The organism is Pseudozobellia thermophila (assembly GCF_900141855.1).
In the GTDB taxonomy this organism is placed as follows: domain Bacteria; phylum Bacteroidota; class Bacteroidia; order Flavobacteriales; family Flavobacteriaceae; genus Pseudozobellia; species Pseudozobellia thermophila.
The window spans coordinates 789946-804951 of the sequence record NZ_FQYU01000002.1; the positions used below are offsets into that span (position 1 = coordinate 789946).

The window sequence follows — 15006 nt, forward strand, 5'->3', positions numbered from 1 at the left end:
TCTTATTTCACACGCGCCCTAGCGGAAGTATCTGCAGCCCCAAAAAAATGAAGTCCATAAGGGGATGGTCTGGAATGCTATTTGAAGATGGCCCCCGACCTTTTACTTAAAGACCATTTCTTTATAAATTTCCCTAGAAAGACCTATATAGGCCCGAGTGTTTTTAGTTTTGAGTATTTTTGTCCTTATTCCATTCCTCCAAGAAACAATAAATGGTAAAACTCAGTATCGAAAAGAACTCGAAGAAGCCCAAATACCTATTGCTTGCCGATAGCATTACCTCCCAAATTGAACAGAAGCAGTTGGTTCTTGGGCAAAGGTTACCATCGGTTAACAAGCTCTCGGCCCATTTTAATTTTAGCAGGGAAACGGTATTTAAGGCATTGAACCACTTGAGCGAAAAGGGTATCGTCAGGGCGGTAGACAAAATCGGTTATTTTGTCAACGACCTTTCGGTAGAGACCAAGTACAAGGTGTTCTTCATGTTGGATAAGTTTACCCCTTTTAAGGAAGACTTGTACAATTCGCTGATCTCAAACTTGGGTGAGAACGTAAAGGTCCGACTTTATTTTCATCACCAAAACATCGAGATCTTTGCCCCTTTGATCTTGGACAACCTGAAGAACTACACCCACTTTGTAGTAACTACCTATATCAAAGATTCCAAATCGGTTCAAAAGGTACTCAATCAAATACCACCTGAAAAATTGATCATTCTCGACAAGTACGAGCCCAATGTCAAAAAAGGCTGTGGTATGGTCTTCCAAGATTTTGAAAACGATATTTTTAATCTATTGGCGGAACACATCGATTTGGTCAAAAAATACCGAAAACTGGTACTTTTCAATCGTAAAAATGCCCCTCATGGCGATTTTGTCCAAAAAGGCTTCGAACGATTTGGTACCGAGTACAATTTTACCTCGGAGGTATACGATACCTTTTCTCCCGATTATTTTGAAAAGGGCGCCCTGTATATCACCATTGACGCATACGACAGGGATATGGTCGAAATTATAAAGCTGGCCCGTAAATCGAATTGGAAATTGGGCAAAGATATCGGGCTGATAAGTTATAACGATACCAGTACCAAGGAGATTTTAGATGGAGGTATTTCGGTCATCAGTACCGATTTTAAGAAAATGGGAGCGGAGGCCGCCAAAATGATCTTGGAAGGCCATAGGGAAAGAAAGAGCAATGAGACGAAATTGATTTTAAGGAATTCGCTCTAATATCAAGCCCATATCAAGTGCGCAAATACCTTCTTTCGCTGCGGGGCAATATACCGGAAAGGCAATGAGATCGCCAAGGTAAGGATACCATCCAAGCCATTGTCGAACCCAAAGCCTTCCGGGGCCATAAGGATGTAGGTGGTGCTTAGCATGATTATAAAAAGACCGGTATCAGGGTAATCGCCGATAAACAGGCAAATACAAAACCTAGGCCCATCAATAACATGGCCATACCGAAAACCGGGTAGGGCTTGCCTATCATTTTGTCAATGGGCAGGAGCGTCGATAGGATGTAATAGGCGGTAATTATACCGATATATACCCAAAGATTCCATAGGTTGCCCGTCCCATCAAATAAACGCATGGGAAGTTTCATTCCAGGCCCCAGGTAAATCCCCACGATTTCACTTATGCTCCGTCCGTTATGGCGAAGGGAGAGCATCCCCAAAAAAATAATCGTGGACGACTCCGGCAAAAATACTTCCCAGCGCCATCCCTAAAAATACGGCCCATGCGAACAGGGCACCCGCAATGTTCAAAAATTGGATAAGAAATATGCGCCAGGCAGGGGCATAAAGTCTACATCGTCACGTAATCGCAGGACCGCCCCCCCTTTGTATCGATACCGAAGACATTTTCTACCCATTTCCCATAGGTGTAATACCCTGAAATCAAAATGATACCGGCAATAGCAAAGGATATCATAGGGCGGGGTTTAAGCGAGGGGTCAGCTATGATCTTCTAGAAACTGAACAACGATATAGGCGTTCTTCTCTTTGGATGAAGCGGCAAAACGCCGTAGGTTTTCCCATATTTCACCGGATACGGATTTCCTGTCCTCCAAATGCGATAAAAACTGGATAAGCTGATTCTTGGTCAACACCCCCAATTGCGTCGAGATGGCGGTTACCGTGGCATCCGGGGCACTATCGATATGTTGCAGGAGCAGGCTCCGGGTATTGATATCAATATGGGGCAGGGCTTCCCAAAAGGGTTGCATGATAGACGGGGATCGGGCGAACGCATCGGCCAAGTTTTTAATGATGAACGAACGTACCAAGGGGATACCCGATCTAAAAAGCTCGGTAATTCTGGGGAAATGGGCCTCGTACCCCTCCTCGCCAAGGTTTTCCAGGGCGTACATCTGGTAGTTGGTATTTGCACTGTTGAGCATACGAAGCAACATATCCTGGTTTTGGCGCGCCACCGTATATGCCCTTAGTTCTTCCTTGATCTTGCCATGCACCAAGTGCCAGGCCACGTAACACGAATAGAGGGCGCCCGACACAACGGATTCTTTTACCTCCTTTACCGTAGCGCCCGACAAGGCGTCGACACCTTCCATTTCCGAGGGCTTCGGTCGTGTGACCAGTTCATCTATTCTCCTTCGCTTTAATATGGAATTATGGTCTTGAAGCAATTCGTGCAGCTTCCAGTAATCGGCGTACAGGAACTCGTCATGGTCATGTTTGGTCAAGGGCTCCTTTACGGAACGGTCAAAACCGGCATAATCGCCCAAAAGGGTCCAATACAGGGTAATGTGCATTAATTTACAATCGCCATCGGCACAGACGGGGGTAACGATGTTGGAGGAATACAGTACGGGCTCCCGTTTTTTGTTTTGGAGCAGGTTTATTTTTTGCGTACCGACCGAATCTACCATTATGGTCATAGGCGTTTCCACAATATCGAGGACGGTCCCTTTTTTCCAGTCAAGGACAAAAAACTCCGGACGGACATCGAGGCTTGTCTTTTGGGCACCGTCGGAAAATGCCGTTACCGGCCCTAATTGTGCTTGGCAAAGAAGGGGAACAAGAAAAAAAAGGCCTAAGGCAATGCGTATCATTTTTTTGAAGGGGGAATTTTTTCGTATTTCTGTTCCTCGATCAGGTTTAAATATTCATCCAAGTAAGCCGTGTATATATCGCGGGGCATCACCTCGTATTTTTTGCACAGTGAGGCCGCGTAGCCAACTGCGGCACCCATTTGTCCGGTGGTCAACATTACCCTTGGTCCCCCGAGTCCCGCATGCGAACAACTGAAATTGCGGCCGGCCATAAACAGGTTTCTAATATTTTTTGAGTACAGGCTTCGGTATGGAATATAATATTTCGGCGCCCTATAGAAAAGGGCTTCGGAAATAAAATCCGGGTTTTTCTCATCTTCCAGAACGGTTTGGTAATGTACGTCAACCGCGCGTTTTTCCATAACCACGCCGTCTGGAAATTTACGCCCCTGCTTGGCATCGTTGAAGGTAAAGATATGGTCGCCGACCAATCGCCTCGATTCGCGTTTCCCGACCAAATAAGAAACCCATTCAAGCTTTCGGTTTTTGTTGGCCGGGTCCTTTTTGGCATTGTAAAACGAACCATAAATGGCACGTAGCATATGGTCGCGTATTTCTTCGGCATCATCGATTTGGCTCAAATCGTTTCGGCTAAACTCCCATTGCCATTCGCCATTGATCTCCGCATAATCCTTGGCTACCGGTAGGGCCCACGGCACTTCGGGAAAGCTCTGGGGGGAATCGGTATCCGTCGAGCCCCAAAGTACGGAAGAGCCCATGACGGCATTGTCGGCTTCCTTTGGGCTCCAGAGCTCACCGTGTTCTTCCCAGTATTCCCCATAGGTATCGACACTTTCACGGCCGTAGGAGAATTCGGCCCCGGCCCAAAACCCGATCCAACCATCGCCCGTTGAATCTACGAAGTATGGGGCGATAAAGCGCTTTCTTTCCCCCGTCATGGTCTGCCTGGCATCTACGTATTGTATACTATTGTTTTCAGAAACTGCGTCATAGGCGCGCCAGTTGAGAAACAGGTCTATATTGTCGTAGCTTTTGACGTTGTTGTCCCTTTTTTGTTGGTCAAGTTTGGCCTCGGCAGATCCGTTGGGGTAATGCTTGGTATCGATTTTCTTTAGGATACGCTCGAAGTTTCCATAAATCCCCTCGGTGTGTACGCGGATTTCCTCGCTCGCATTGCCCCCCAAAACGGGACGGTCGTGTATCAAGGCGACCTTTAGGCCCTGTTCGGCTGCCGCTATCGAGGCCGCACAACCTGCGAGTCCGCCCCCAACGACTACCAGGTCATAGGCCTTTACCTCTTCGGGGGCATTGGGTTCGGCCGTAACTGCCTGGCGCCATGCCGCCAATTTTTTTAATGAGGAGGGAGGTGCGCCTTTTTTGGTCGAAAAGTAAATGGCATCGCAGCGCCCGTTAAAGCCCGTAAGGTCTTGTAGTTCTATAGCGAGCGCCTGCTTTTTGCCGATCTTCACCTGTCCGGCATATTGCCACCCCCACCCCGAACGGGTTCCCAAAACCGTATCGAGCACGGTCTGGCCTACCTTCAATTGAAACCTTCCCGGGGCCTCCCATTCGCCCGGGACCCAATTCATGGTACGTACCCAAACATGGTAGGTACCCGATTTTTTGAAACTCACCCTTGTAGAGGCATTTTCCACCGGTTGGCCCATGCCATGGGCATTGAGGTAGGGCGAGCCCATTTGCTCTACGAACTGCGGGTCTACCACCCAACCGCCAGGGTTGTCAAAACTCTCGGCTTCGATAAGAAGGTCTTGGGCTAAAAGACAAAACGAACTAAAGACAATACATACAAAGGTCAAAACATGTTTCATAACAAAATATTAAATCAGGTAGGGCACTATCTTAAGGAAAACTAGTACGGTCTGGTATGGTTTTGGTAAATATATAAAATTATTCCCAATACGTATTTTTATTTTGACCGGGAAAAGGAAGCCGTTCAACACACTGAACAGCAACAATTTGAAACGACGACCGAGCAAACACTAGGCGCGGCTTCGACGAAGCTTCGGAAGGAGTGGTCACCCCCCTTAAGGAACCCTAGGGCCCAGGCCCTTTTTTGAGGAGGGGGCGCGGATGGAAAGCTATGGAAATCCATCGGTCTTTTCCCGTTCCCCTCCGGCTTCCGCCCCACTTTAATGCCCATTAGCCGCCCCCCTATCTCCGCTATGTGACTTTTGTCACTTTCCAAACCAAAACCAGCCCTTAAATTTGCCAAGATGAAGCCCTATCAGCTCACTATAGCGATACTGTTTTTGGTCATTACCTTGGCAAGCACATTAAAGATTGCGGGGACCTTGGGCTATTACATGCTCTTTACCGAAAACTTTATCGAAACGCTTTGCGAAAACAAGGACAGGCCCGAATTGCACTGCGATGGAAAATGTGCGCTCTCCCAAATGATCGCCAGCGAAAACGATAAAAACGACGGCATCAACCTCGATTTCCTAAAAATCGAAACGGTACTCTTTCTACATACCGTTTCCGAGATCCAATTTCCCTTTACCCCGCTTACCCCTACTTTTGATGTGGCCTATACCGACAACTACCGTTTTCATTTGACGGACCGCATCAAGCATCCACCTAGGGTCTAAAATGATACCCCACTCCTATTCCGGAGGCTTCAAGGCTTCCGAAAACATCATTATACATCATTTTAAAGCATTAAACTATGGATTTTAAATATCTATTGGTATCCCTATTGTTTTCCATTGGGCAGTTCAGCATGGCCCAAAATTTCACTGGAACGGTATGGGATAGCCAAAACAACCGTCCCCTCCCCGAAGCACACGTCATACCACGGCACGGCAAGGCCACCTACACCGACGCCAACGGAAATTTTCAACTTTCCGTTCCCAAAGAAGGAACGACCCTCACCATTTCCTATATGGGTTACAAGCCCATAGAACAGTGGGTAAGCCCCACGGACACCCCTGCCCGATTCCTCATGCAAGAAGCACCCATTGAGGTAGGCGCCGTCATGGTCACCGGCAACGCCCATACAGACCCCGTGTTCGCCGAGGCGACCAACGACTATGTCAAAAAGATCGTACAGCCCCGAAACGTGGCCGACCTCTTTGACGACCTCAACGGCTTTTCCCTCATCAAACGGGGCAACTATGCCATTGACCCTTCGTTCAGGGCTTCGCAGTACGAACAGCTCAACGTACAGTTCGATGGCGGTACCAAGGCCATGCACGCCTGTCCCAACCGCATGGACCCCATTACCACCCACGTCATTCCCGAGGAAATAGAAAAAATTGAGATCATTAAGGGCCCCTATACCGTTCGCTACGGCGCCACCTTTGGCGGTATCGTAAATTTGGTCACCCAAAAACCCGGGGCCGATGACTATGGCCTGGGCGGAAGCGTTCAAGGGGGCTATGAGAGCAACGGCAATTCGTGGGTCACAATGGCCCGCTTGCAACAGGCCACGGAGCAATACGATATTGCGGGCAATTTCGGTCTTAGGGATTTTGGCAACTATGAGGACGGCGACGGCGTTGAGATCCCTTCCTCCTTCAGAAGCTTGGATTACGGCCTACGCCTCGGCTATAACTTTACCGAAAACCAGCGCCTACAGGCCCATTGGCGGCAATCGTACGGAAGGGACGTGCTCCATGCCGGACTCCCCATGGATACGGAAAAGGACAATAGCTCCGTCTTTTCCTTGGATTATACCCTGAACGGCCGCAACGGCCTTATCAAGGCATTGGACGCCAAGGCCTATTACAGCTATGTCGACCACTTGATGACCAATGCCCAACGCCCCACTTTTATGATGGTCGATGCCGTTTCGGCCGTAGATGCGGTTACCGCCGGGGGAAAGGTAGAATTGGAACTCAAACCTACGGAAAACCTGAACCTGTTCACCGGGGTCGACTTGCTCCATATTGCCAGGGACGGCCAACGTACCAGATTGGTAAAACGAAATGCCATGGGCCCCTTGGCCACGCCCATGGAATTTACCGATAAGGTCTGGCAAGATTCCTACATCGACGATTATGGGGTCTTTGTGGAAGGGAACTATCCCATCAACCCCAAAACCCTTGTAACGGCGGGGTTACGCTATGACGGGGTCGTATCGGAAACCCAGGATCCCGAAGCCGATTTTGCCGCGCTCTACACCGACTTAGATCGACGCACGGAGCACAACATCAGCGGTACGGCTTCGATAAAATACGCCCCTTCGAGTCGGTTTTTAATGGAAGTGGCCTATGGCAGGGGCGTCCGATCGGCCAATATGATCGAACGCTTTATCAACCACTTGAGCGTAGGGCAAGACCCCTACGAATACGTGGGCAACCCCAATCTCGATGCGGAGGTCAACAACCAATTTGAAGTCGGTTTTAAAGGAAAAATTCCTTTGGAAGGCAAGGGGCTTGACCAATTCAATTACGGCAGTTCCTTCTACTATTCCTTCTATGAAAACTACATTGTAGCCCTTATCGATCCCAGCCAAAACCGAAAGTTTATGCCCATGCAAGAACCCACAAGCGTCAAGGTCTTTCGGAATTTAAACGATGCCTATAAAACCGGGGTTGAAGTCAACGCAGGGGTCGATTTCCTAAACGATTTCAATTTTACCACCGAGCTGTCCTATGTCTATGCCAAGAACAAAGACCTGGGCGAGTCCCTGCCCTTGGTACCGCCTTTGACGACCCGCTTCAAGCTGGGCTTTGAGAAGGAAAAATTCTGGGCCAATGCCACTTATACCTTAACCTCAAAACAAGACCATATCGCTTCGTCCTTTGGCGAAACCGAAACCGAGGGCTACGATATCCTCGATATCCGATTGGGCTTTGTTCCCATCAAAAACCTGACCCTAGGCCTTGCCGCCTTGAACCTATTCGATAAAACCTATCACAACCACCTCAACTTCGCCTTCAACAACCAAGCGGATTTCGACAGCGTGCCGATCAATGACCCGGGCAGAAACCTATCGGCCTTTGTCCAGTACAATTTCTAATCTAAATTTTGCAAATTAAAAGTCCCGTCACACGCAGGGTGCGACGGGACCTATTTTGACCTCTGCCCTAACGGGGAAGCGCTTACACCTTGCACCCCCCACCTTCCTTTTTGATTCCCAATTTCATGAGTATAACCTCTAACAGGCACCATTTTGTAAAGGCCGACTGTATCATGTTCACCCCTATAAAAACGGTAAACCACAACCAATTGATGTTTACGTATACGGCCAATACCACACTCAACAAGATGAATGTACCTACGATTACTCTAAAATATGTGTTCAGCATTTGATTATTTTTTTATTGGTTAAATCGATTTTTCTATAGGCACCACCACCGCCTTTATGGGGTTGTTGGTCTCCAAGTGTTCGTTAAACGTTTTGATCAGGGCGAACAGGGCATCGATCTTGTCCTCTTCGGTAAAGGAGAAGAACATGCTCGACTCCACGCCCCCTTTTTCACTGGGGAACCAGCTTGCGGTACGCAACATGGAGGCCCCATTTTTATACCCATCGATATCGGAACCGCTATAGTTCTCGATATTCGCTTTTTTAAAGAGCCGTAGGATCTCCTTTTCGTATTCCTCTACGACGGTTACTATCAGTAGTTTCATTTTTTTCTTTTTTAGTCTTCGATCTTACTTACTGTTTCTTCACTTCCCTTTTCGGGATAGTTCTTGCGCTCTATCATAAAATATACCAAGGGCACTACCAACAAGGTGAGTACGGTGGATACGATGGTACCGCCCATCAAGGAAATCGCCAGCCCCTGAAAAATGGGGTCGAACAAGATCACGAAGGCACCGATCACCACCGTTCCGGCGGTCAACAAAATGGGGGTGGTACGCACGGCACCGGCCTCAATGGCCGCTTGCTTTAAGGGAATGCCCTCCGCCAATCGCAGGTTGATAAAGTCGATAAGCAATACCGAGTTTCGTACCATAATACCCGCCAAGGCGATCATACCTATAAAGGAGGTAGCGGTAAAGAATGCACCCATGATCCAGTGCCCCAATACAATACCGATCAACGACAGCGGTATGGCCACCATCATGACCACAGGGGCCTTAAAGTTCTGGAACCATCCTACGATCAAAATGTAGATCAAGATAATGGCGCCCATAAAGGCGATTCCCAAATCGCGGAACACCTCTAAGGTAATTTGCCATTCGCCGTCCCACTTCACGGTGTAGTCGTCCTCAAATTCGGGCTGGTTCAAATAGGTCTCGCTAATCGAGTACCCCTGTGGTAAGGGAATTTCCTTCAGCTTTTCCTCCATCCCCAGAATCGCGTAGGCAGGACTCTCCAATTCCCCGGCCATGTCGGCCATCACGTACACCACGCGTTTTTGGTTCTTACGGTAGATGCTCTTATCGCTGGTCGTTTCCTCAATATCCACCAAATCGGCAATAGGCACCATGTTCCCGTGTTTGGAGGCAATCTTTAATTGCGCGATATCGGTAACGGTCGATTTTTCCTTTTCGTCCAAGGCCAAGACCACGCCAACCTGATCGCTGGCATCCTCGTCGTATAAATTCGTAATGGCCCTGTTCGACAATGCCATGTTCATGGTATAGGCGATCTGTTGGGGTGCCACGCCATAGAGCATCGCTTTTTCCTTATCGATATTAAATCGGTATTCGGTCTGGTCCGCTTCTACCATCCAATCCACATCCACCACATCCTGTGTATTTTTCAAGATATCCTGTACGTTGTTGGCGATCCGCATCTGCTCCTCGTAATCGGGTCCGTAGACCTCGGCCACGATCGTAGAAAGCACTGGAGGTCCGGGCGGTACTTCCACCAATTTTACGTTCGCATTGTACTTGGCGGCTATCTTTTGAATATCGGGGCGGAGCAGTTTGGCAATATCGTGGCTCTGTGCCGAACGTTCGCCCTTGTCGATCAGGTTCACCTGAATATCGGCCATATTGCTACCTCCGCGAAGGTCGTAATGGCGTACCAGGCCGTTAAAGGTTATCGGTGCCGAGGTACCTATATAATTCTGGTAGCTCACCACTTCGGGCCGGGTGGCCAAATACTGTCCGATCTCACGTGCCACCACTCCCGTACGCTCCAGGGTGGTACCCTCGGGCATGTCGATCACTACCTGAAACTCGTTCTTGTTATCAAAGGGCAGCATTTTTACGGCTACCGATTTGGTAAAGAACAAGACCATGGAGCCCATAAGCAATAAGAAGGTCAAGCCTAAGAACAACCAACGTTTTGCCTTGCTCTCGATCAAGGGGCGTTCAAATTTTTGGTACACCCTGTATATGACCGTATCCTCCAAGGGCTTCTCCTTTTTCTCTTCCACGCCTTTTTTCTTGTCCTTTTCACGTAAGAACACATAGCCCAAGTAGGGGGTAATGGTCAGGGCCACGAACAAGGACAGGATCATGGCAATGGAGGCCCCAATGGGCATTGGTGCCATATAAGGACCCATTAATCCCGATACAAAGGCCATCGGCAATACTGAGGCGATTACGGTAAAGGTTGCCAAAATCGTGGGGTTCCCCACCTCGTTAATGGCGTATAGTGCCGCCTGTTTAAAAGGCAGGCGCTTCATCTTAAAATGCCGGTGCATGTTCTCGGCGATGATGATGGAATCGTCCACCACGATACCCGTAACAAAGACCAGGGCAAAAAGGGTGATCCGGTTCAGGGTATAGTCCAGCATGTAATAGCTGAGCAAGGTCAGGGCAAAGGTTATCGGAACCGATAAAAACACGACCAGACCACCGCGCCATCCCATGGCCAGCATCACCACAATGGTAACGGCAATGATAGAACCGATAAGGTGCAACAACAGTTCCGACACCTTATGGGAAGCCGTTTCCCCGTAGTTTCTTGTAATTTCCACATGTACGTCATCGGGGATCAAGGTAGTGCGCAAATGGTCTACCTTATCGATTACGATATCGGCGATCTTCATCGCATCGGCACCCTTCCTTTTCGCCACCGAAATCGTTACCGCGGGGTATTCCGACCTATAGTCGGACACTTTTTCGCTTCCCTGCCCAAAACCGAGCGACACGTAACTCTGGGGCACCTCGGGACCATCTATGATACTGGCCACCTGTTTTAGGTAAATGGGGCGGTTCTGTTGCACGCCCACCACCAGGTTTTCCACATCGGCCACCGATGCCAAAAAATTGCCCGTGTTCACCAAAAACTCGGTATCGTTCTTATCAAAACTACCGGAGTTCAACTGGGCGTTGTTCGCCTTGATCATTTCAGAGACCGTTAAAAAATCCAATCCACTGGCCGCCAGTTTATCCTTGTCCAGCACCACCCGCAACTGTCGGTCTTGGTTCCCGATCTTATGGGTAATGGCCACATCGTTCACCTTCTTGATCTCGCTCTCCAGTTCCTGCGCCATTTGGCTAAGTTGGTAACCGTCGTAGTTTTCGCTCCACAGGGTAAGCCCTAACATGGGCACATCGTCAATGGCCCGCGTTTTTACCAAGGGGAAGGTAACGCCCTGGGGCATAATATCCATATGCTTGTTGATCTCGTTGTAGAGTTTTACGAACGAGCGCTCAATATCCTCGCCCACGTAAAACTGTACGATCACCATCCCCTGCTCCTTCATCGAGGTCGAATACACGTACTCCACCCCTTTGATGTTCGATATCAGTTTCTCCAGGGGTTTGATCACCCGCGATTCCACCTCGGTGGGACTCGCACCTGGGTAGCCCACAAAAATATCGGCCATCGGCACGTCTATCTGGGGCTCTTCCTCCCTCGGGATCAAAAACGAGCTGTACACCCCAATGACCATAAATACGATCATCAGCAGCACCGTCAACTTGCTCCCTATAAACATTTTGGCAATCTTGCCAGCTAAACCTTCCTTCATTCTTTCTAGTATTTTGTTTGGGCGTTCGGGCGGGCTTTTCACTCCTACTCCTCGTGTTCTTTGATCTCAAATGCGATCAAAAACACTGTGGGGTATCCGTTGCAATCCCTAACGCAACTTGTTTATTGGTTCGCTATTTTTACTCCGTTGAACAATTTCCCCTCGGCAGAGACGATATATTGCTCATCTGCCGAAAGTCCCGACAATACCTCTACCTTATCGCCGATGGTTCTTCCCAATCGCAACCAGCGCAATAGGGCCGTATTGCTTTGACTTACCGTATATACCCCGGTCAGCTGCCCATTGTGCACAACGGCCTCTACGGGTATCATTACCGCAGCACTTTGGGTCTTTGGCGCAACGGGAAACTGCACCGTGGCATACATACCTGACAAAATGGGGGCATCGGTCTTGTCCAAGATCACTTTCACCAAGTATTGCCCCCCGGTGTTCTTGGCAGAAGTACTTACCTCTGTTATCTTGCCCTTTACGGTTTTGTTCAAGGCCTTTATCAATACGTCTACTTCCGTATGGTTTTTGATCTGCATGATCTCCGATTCGGGCACCATGGCCAGTACTTGGTACTCGCCTGGCGATTCCACTTCCAACAAGGGCATGCCCGGGTTGGCCATGTCGCCCGCACTTATAAATTTGTTGGTAACGACGCCGCTAAAAGGGGCGCGTATATTGGCGTAGCCCATTTGGGCATTTACCTCGTTCTTCATTTGCTTGGCACTCTCCAATCGTGCCTTGGCCATGTTGTAATGGGCGGTGATATCGTCCAGCTCTTTTTGCGAGGCACTGTTTTCATTAAAGAGGGCCGTAAACCGGTTGTAGTCTTTCTCGGCATTGGCAAAGGCGGCCTCCGCTTCCGCGATACCGGCATTTACCTGGGCCAGCTTGGCCGATACATCGGCGTTGTTCACGCTGAGCAACAACTGCCCCTTGCGCACCTTGTCGCCCACATTTACATAGATCTTGTCCACATACCCCATCATACGGGTACTGATGTTGGCACTCTTGGCCGCCTCTACCTTTCCGCTGGCCGTTAAGAATCCATTGTCATTGTCCTCCGAAACGGTTTGCACCACCACCTTCACGGCCGGTGCATCGTTGGCCATCGGTTTTTTATCTTCACTACCACAACTGGCCAATAACAAGGTTGCCCCAAGGGTCGCCGCGAGTATGTATTTTCTGTTTTTCATGTGTAACGTTTTTTATTTGTCCCTTCCGTTCGTACGAAAAGCTGATTGTTATGTATAATTGAACCTTCTTTCTTTGCCTTAACCTTTTATTCCTTCGTTAAAAATTGAACATAGGCCAGGGCGTAGTTGTATTGAAAAATGGTTGCGAAGTATTCCAGTTGCTTTTGAGAGAACTGCGTCTCGGCCATCAACAGGTCGGTCGTTTTCTCCAAACCTTGTTCAAACCTGTTGGTGCGTATGCGCAAGGACTCCTCCGATTGCTCCAAGGCCAATTGGGTAAGTTTCAGTTTGTTCTTGGCATCTTGCAAGCCCCGCTTCGCTTTGTTCAGCTCCAGCTCGCTTTCCGACATGTATTGGGCCAGTTCCAGTTTCGACTTGTTGTATTCCGCCTTGCTCTTTTGCGATTTTCCGAAACGCTTGCTACCCTCAAAAAGGTTCCATTTAAGTTCCGCACCAAAGAGGTATCCGTTGGCATCGCCCTGAAAAACCTCATCGTCGTGAAGTTCGTAGGTACCAAAGGCGTTCAACCTAGGCAAAAAAGCCATTTGGTCCGCTTTGTGCATTTGCCGGTAGGCTTCGGTAGCGGCGTTCATCGCCCTAATATCCTTTCTGTTTTCCGACAGGTCTACCTCGGGTATCGTTTCCTGAAAAACAACCAAGGAATCGGTAGGTTGCAACACCCCGTTGGTATCGTCGTTCATCAATACCGATAAATAGTTACTGGCATTCAGCACATTGCTTTTGGCATATTGCAATTGGTTCTCTATCTCGGTAACCCGCACTTGTACGGCCAGCACGTCCGATTTTTGCAGGTAGCCCTGTGCAAAGCTGTTATCGGCAATACGTTTGTTCTCCTGGGCGGTTTCCAAGGCCTTCTCCAACACCTCTACCGTTTTATAGGCGAGCTGCAATTGCATGTAGGCCTTTTCCACTTCCAAGGCCAGGTAGTCTTGCATCCGTTCGGACTGTAGCTCGGTGGCCGTCCATTTGGCCTTGGCCGCCTTGCGCTGAAAAATACCGTCAAAATTCAATAAGGGCTGCTGCACCTCTACACGGGTGGCATAATCCTCGATCTGACGGGGATCGTTCAACAGGTCGGGGTTAAAATCGGCCGCCGTTAAAATTTCTTGGTTCAATTTAGAACCAAAGGCCATTAGGGGGTTGGTCGTGGCGATACCCGTATGCGAAACACTTATATTGGGCAGTAGCACCGCATTCGTCTGGTTGTAATCGCCTTTTGCCGCCAACACCTCTTGTTGGGCAATTTTTAGTGTATTGTTGTTTTCATTGACCTTGGCCAGCACCTCGTCCTTTGAAACGAGTACGGGTTCTTGTGCTTCCGCCCCAAAAGCCCCTGCCAAGAAAGTCAGTATCAATAAAATATGCTTCATCATTAATTTGTTTTCCACAAAATTACGGTCAGGCTCCGGCCTCCACAGTAACCATTGTTACCATTCAGGGAAGGGACCCTGGCCTCATCGTCCGCCATAAAAAAAGACACCCCGTTTACCGAAGTGCCTTTTTTGAACCCACTTAACAAGCATCCTATTTTTTGTTTGACCCCACGAAGCTGCCAAAGAACAAACCTCCCATCAGGACCCCGTACAAGGTACTGTTCAGGGGTTTGGAGGTAATGGGGCAGCTACCGTCCAAACAGCCTATCTCGGCGTAGTACAGATAGCCTGCCGCCCCACCGGCAAGCACACCGATCACTATGATCACCATTGTTTTTAACGTCATAGTCCTTTTACGTTTCTGGTGCCCCCATGCCCTCCGGCCACGATCACCAAAATTTTAAGGCTCAACCAAATGAACTTAAAAAATTGGATGATGGGGTTCTGCATAAAAAACCGCTTTGTTCTTGATATTCTACGTGTCATTTCTTTAGATTTTTGGGTTTATCCTTTCGCTCCTATACT

14 protein-coding genes are annotated in these 15006 nt (G+C 48.8%); 3 read left to right on the forward strand and 11 right to left on the reverse strand.

Annotated elements, in window-relative coordinates; all coding sequences use genetic code 11:
• Window positions 1–212: 212 nt before the first annotated feature.
• Window positions 213–1229 carry a GntR family transcriptional regulator gene (locus BUB37_RS08605; RefSeq protein ID WP_072991786.1) on the forward strand — a complete coding sequence of 339 codons (1017 nt, stop codon included), beginning with the start codon at window positions 213–215 and terminating at the stop codon, window positions 1227–1229.
• Between the two features lie 154 nt (window positions 1230–1383).
• On the opposite strand, the gene BUB37_RS08610 is transcribed toward BUB37_RS08605, so the two are convergent.
• The 4 genes from BUB37_RS08610 to BUB37_RS08620 form a co-directional block, all read right to left on the reverse strand.
• Entirely contained in the window at window positions 1384–1671 is a 288-nt protein-coding gene (locus BUB37_RS08610; RefSeq protein ID WP_072991791.1) for a hypothetical protein, read from the reverse strand.
• 137 nt (window positions 1672–1808) lie between these two features.
• Window positions 1809–1934 (reverse strand): hypothetical protein, encoded by a 126-nt coding sequence (locus BUB37_RS21950; protein ID WP_262987424.1) that lies wholly within the window; start codon window positions 1932–1934, stop codon window positions 1809–1811.
• Window positions 1935–1956: 22 nt separating this feature from the next.
• The gene (locus BUB37_RS08615) at window positions 1957–3075 is read right to left on the reverse strand and encodes a hypothetical protein (protein WP_072991794.1); all 1119 of its coding nucleotides are present in this window, start codon (window positions 3073–3075) and stop codon (window positions 1957–1959) included.
• Window positions 3072–4865 carry an FAD-dependent oxidoreductase gene (locus BUB37_RS08620; RefSeq protein ID WP_072991797.1) on the reverse strand — a complete coding sequence of 598 codons (1794 nt, stop codon included), beginning with the start codon at window positions 4863–4865 and terminating at the stop codon, window positions 3072–3074. Before BUB37_RS08620 ends, BUB37_RS08615 begins: the two co-directional genes overlap by 4 nt.
• Before the next feature lie 405 nt (window positions 4866–5270).
• Here BUB37_RS08620 and BUB37_RS08625 point away from each other — a divergent pair, with 405 nt between their 5' ends.
• Window positions 5271–5645: a hypothetical protein gene (locus BUB37_RS08625; RefSeq protein ID WP_072991800.1), complete on the forward strand. Its 375-nt coding sequence runs from the start codon at window positions 5271–5273 to the stop codon at window positions 5643–5645.
• A 77-nt stretch (window positions 5646–5722) separates the two neighbouring features.
• Window positions 5723–8020, forward strand: coding sequence for a TonB-dependent receptor (locus BUB37_RS08630; protein ID WP_072991804.1), 2298 nt, complete (start codon window positions 5723–5725; stop codon window positions 8018–8020).
• An 82-nt stretch (window positions 8021–8102) separates the two neighbouring features.
• Here BUB37_RS08630 and BUB37_RS08635 read toward each other — a convergent pair whose 3' ends face one another.
• The 7 genes from BUB37_RS08635 to BUB37_RS21615 all read right to left on the reverse strand — a co-directional run bounded on the left by BUB37_RS08635 (window position 8103) and on the right by BUB37_RS21615 (window position 14967).
• Window positions 8103–8309 (reverse strand): YgaP family membrane protein, encoded by a 207-nt coding sequence (locus tag BUB37_RS08635; protein WP_072991807.1) that lies wholly within the window; start codon window positions 8307–8309, stop codon window positions 8103–8105.
• Between the two features lie 19 nt (window positions 8310–8328).
• Complete coding sequence (locus tag BUB37_RS08640) at window positions 8329–8634, reverse strand: hypothetical protein (RefSeq protein WP_072991811.1); 306 nt, start codon at window positions 8632–8634, stop codon at window positions 8329–8331.
• Between the two features lie 11 nt (window positions 8635–8645).
• Entirely contained in the window at window positions 8646–11882 is a 3237-nt protein-coding gene (locus BUB37_RS08645; RefSeq protein WP_072992764.1) for an efflux RND transporter permease subunit, read from the reverse strand.
• Window positions 11883–12004: 122 nt separating this feature from the next.
• Window positions 12005–13087 carry an efflux RND transporter periplasmic adaptor subunit gene (locus BUB37_RS08650; protein ID WP_072991815.1) on the reverse strand — a complete coding sequence of 361 codons (1083 nt, stop codon included), beginning with the start codon at window positions 13085–13087 and terminating at the stop codon, window positions 12005–12007.
• Window positions 13088–13173: 86 nt separating this feature from the next.
• The gene (locus BUB37_RS08655; protein WP_072991818.1) at window positions 13174–14478 is read right to left on the reverse strand and encodes a TolC family protein; all 1305 of its coding nucleotides are present in this window, start codon (window positions 14476–14478) and stop codon (window positions 13174–13176) included.
• A gap of 154 nt (window positions 14479–14632) precedes the next feature.
• Window positions 14633–14827: a hypothetical protein gene (locus tag BUB37_RS08660; RefSeq protein ID WP_072991822.1), complete on the reverse strand. Its 195-nt coding sequence runs from the start codon at window positions 14825–14827 to the stop codon at window positions 14633–14635.
• Window positions 14824–14967 carry a hypothetical protein gene (locus BUB37_RS21615; RefSeq protein ID WP_170863137.1) on the reverse strand — a complete coding sequence of 48 codons (144 nt, stop codon included), beginning with the start codon at window positions 14965–14967 and terminating at the stop codon, window positions 14824–14826. The genes BUB37_RS08660 and BUB37_RS21615 overlap by 4 nt, the downstream gene beginning before the upstream one ends.
• Window positions 14968–15006 lie beyond the last annotated feature (39 nt).

Excerpts from the sequence above, each read along its gene's own strand:
- BUB37_RS08605 (WP_072991786.1), top strand. The coding sequence starts at position 213 with ATGGTAAAACTCAGTATCGAAAAGAACTCGAAGAAGCCCAAATACCTA.
- BUB37_RS08610 (WP_072991791.1), bottom strand. The coding sequence starts at position 1,671 with ATGCTCTCCCTTCGCCATAACGGACGGAGCATAAGTGAAATCGTGGGG.
- BUB37_RS21950 (WP_262987424.1), bottom strand. The coding sequence starts at position 1,934 with ATGATATCCTTTGCTATTGCCGGTATCATTTTGATTTCAGGGTATTAC.
- BUB37_RS08615 (WP_072991794.1), bottom strand. The coding sequence starts at position 3,075 with ATGATACGCATTGCCTTAGGCCTTTTTTTTCTTGTTCCCCTTCTTTGC.
- BUB37_RS08620 (WP_072991797.1), bottom strand. The coding sequence starts at position 4,865 with ATGAAACATGTTTTGACCTTTGTATGTATTGTCTTTAGTTCGTTTTGT.
- BUB37_RS08625 (WP_072991800.1), top strand. The coding sequence starts at position 5,271 with ATGAAGCCCTATCAGCTCACTATAGCGATACTGTTTTTGGTCATTACC.
- BUB37_RS08630 (WP_072991804.1), top strand. The coding sequence starts at position 5,723 with ATGGATTTTAAATATCTATTGGTATCCCTATTGTTTTCCATTGGGCAG.
- BUB37_RS08635 (WP_072991807.1), bottom strand. The coding sequence starts at position 8,309 with ATGCTGAACACATATTTTAGAGTAATCGTAGGTACATTCATCTTGTTG.
- BUB37_RS08640 (WP_072991811.1), bottom strand. The coding sequence starts at position 8,634 with ATGAAACTACTGATAGTAACCGTCGTAGAGGAATACGAAAAGGAGATC.
- BUB37_RS08645 (WP_072992764.1), bottom strand. The coding sequence starts at position 11,882 with ATGAAGGAAGGTTTAGCTGGCAAGATTGCCAAAATGTTTATAGGGAGC.
- BUB37_RS08650 (WP_072991815.1), bottom strand. The coding sequence starts at position 13,087 with ATGAAAAACAGAAAATACATACTCGCGGCGACCCTTGGGGCAACCTTG.
- BUB37_RS08655 (WP_072991818.1), bottom strand. The coding sequence starts at position 14,478 with ATGAAGCATATTTTATTGATACTGACTTTCTTGGCAGGGGCTTTTGGG.
- BUB37_RS08660 (WP_072991822.1), bottom strand. The coding sequence starts at position 14,827 with ATGACGTTAAAAACAATGGTGATCATAGTGATCGGTGTGCTTGCCGGT.
- BUB37_RS21615 (WP_170863137.1), bottom strand. The coding sequence starts at position 14,967 with ATGACACGTAGAATATCAAGAACAAAGCGGTTTTTTATGCAGAACCCC.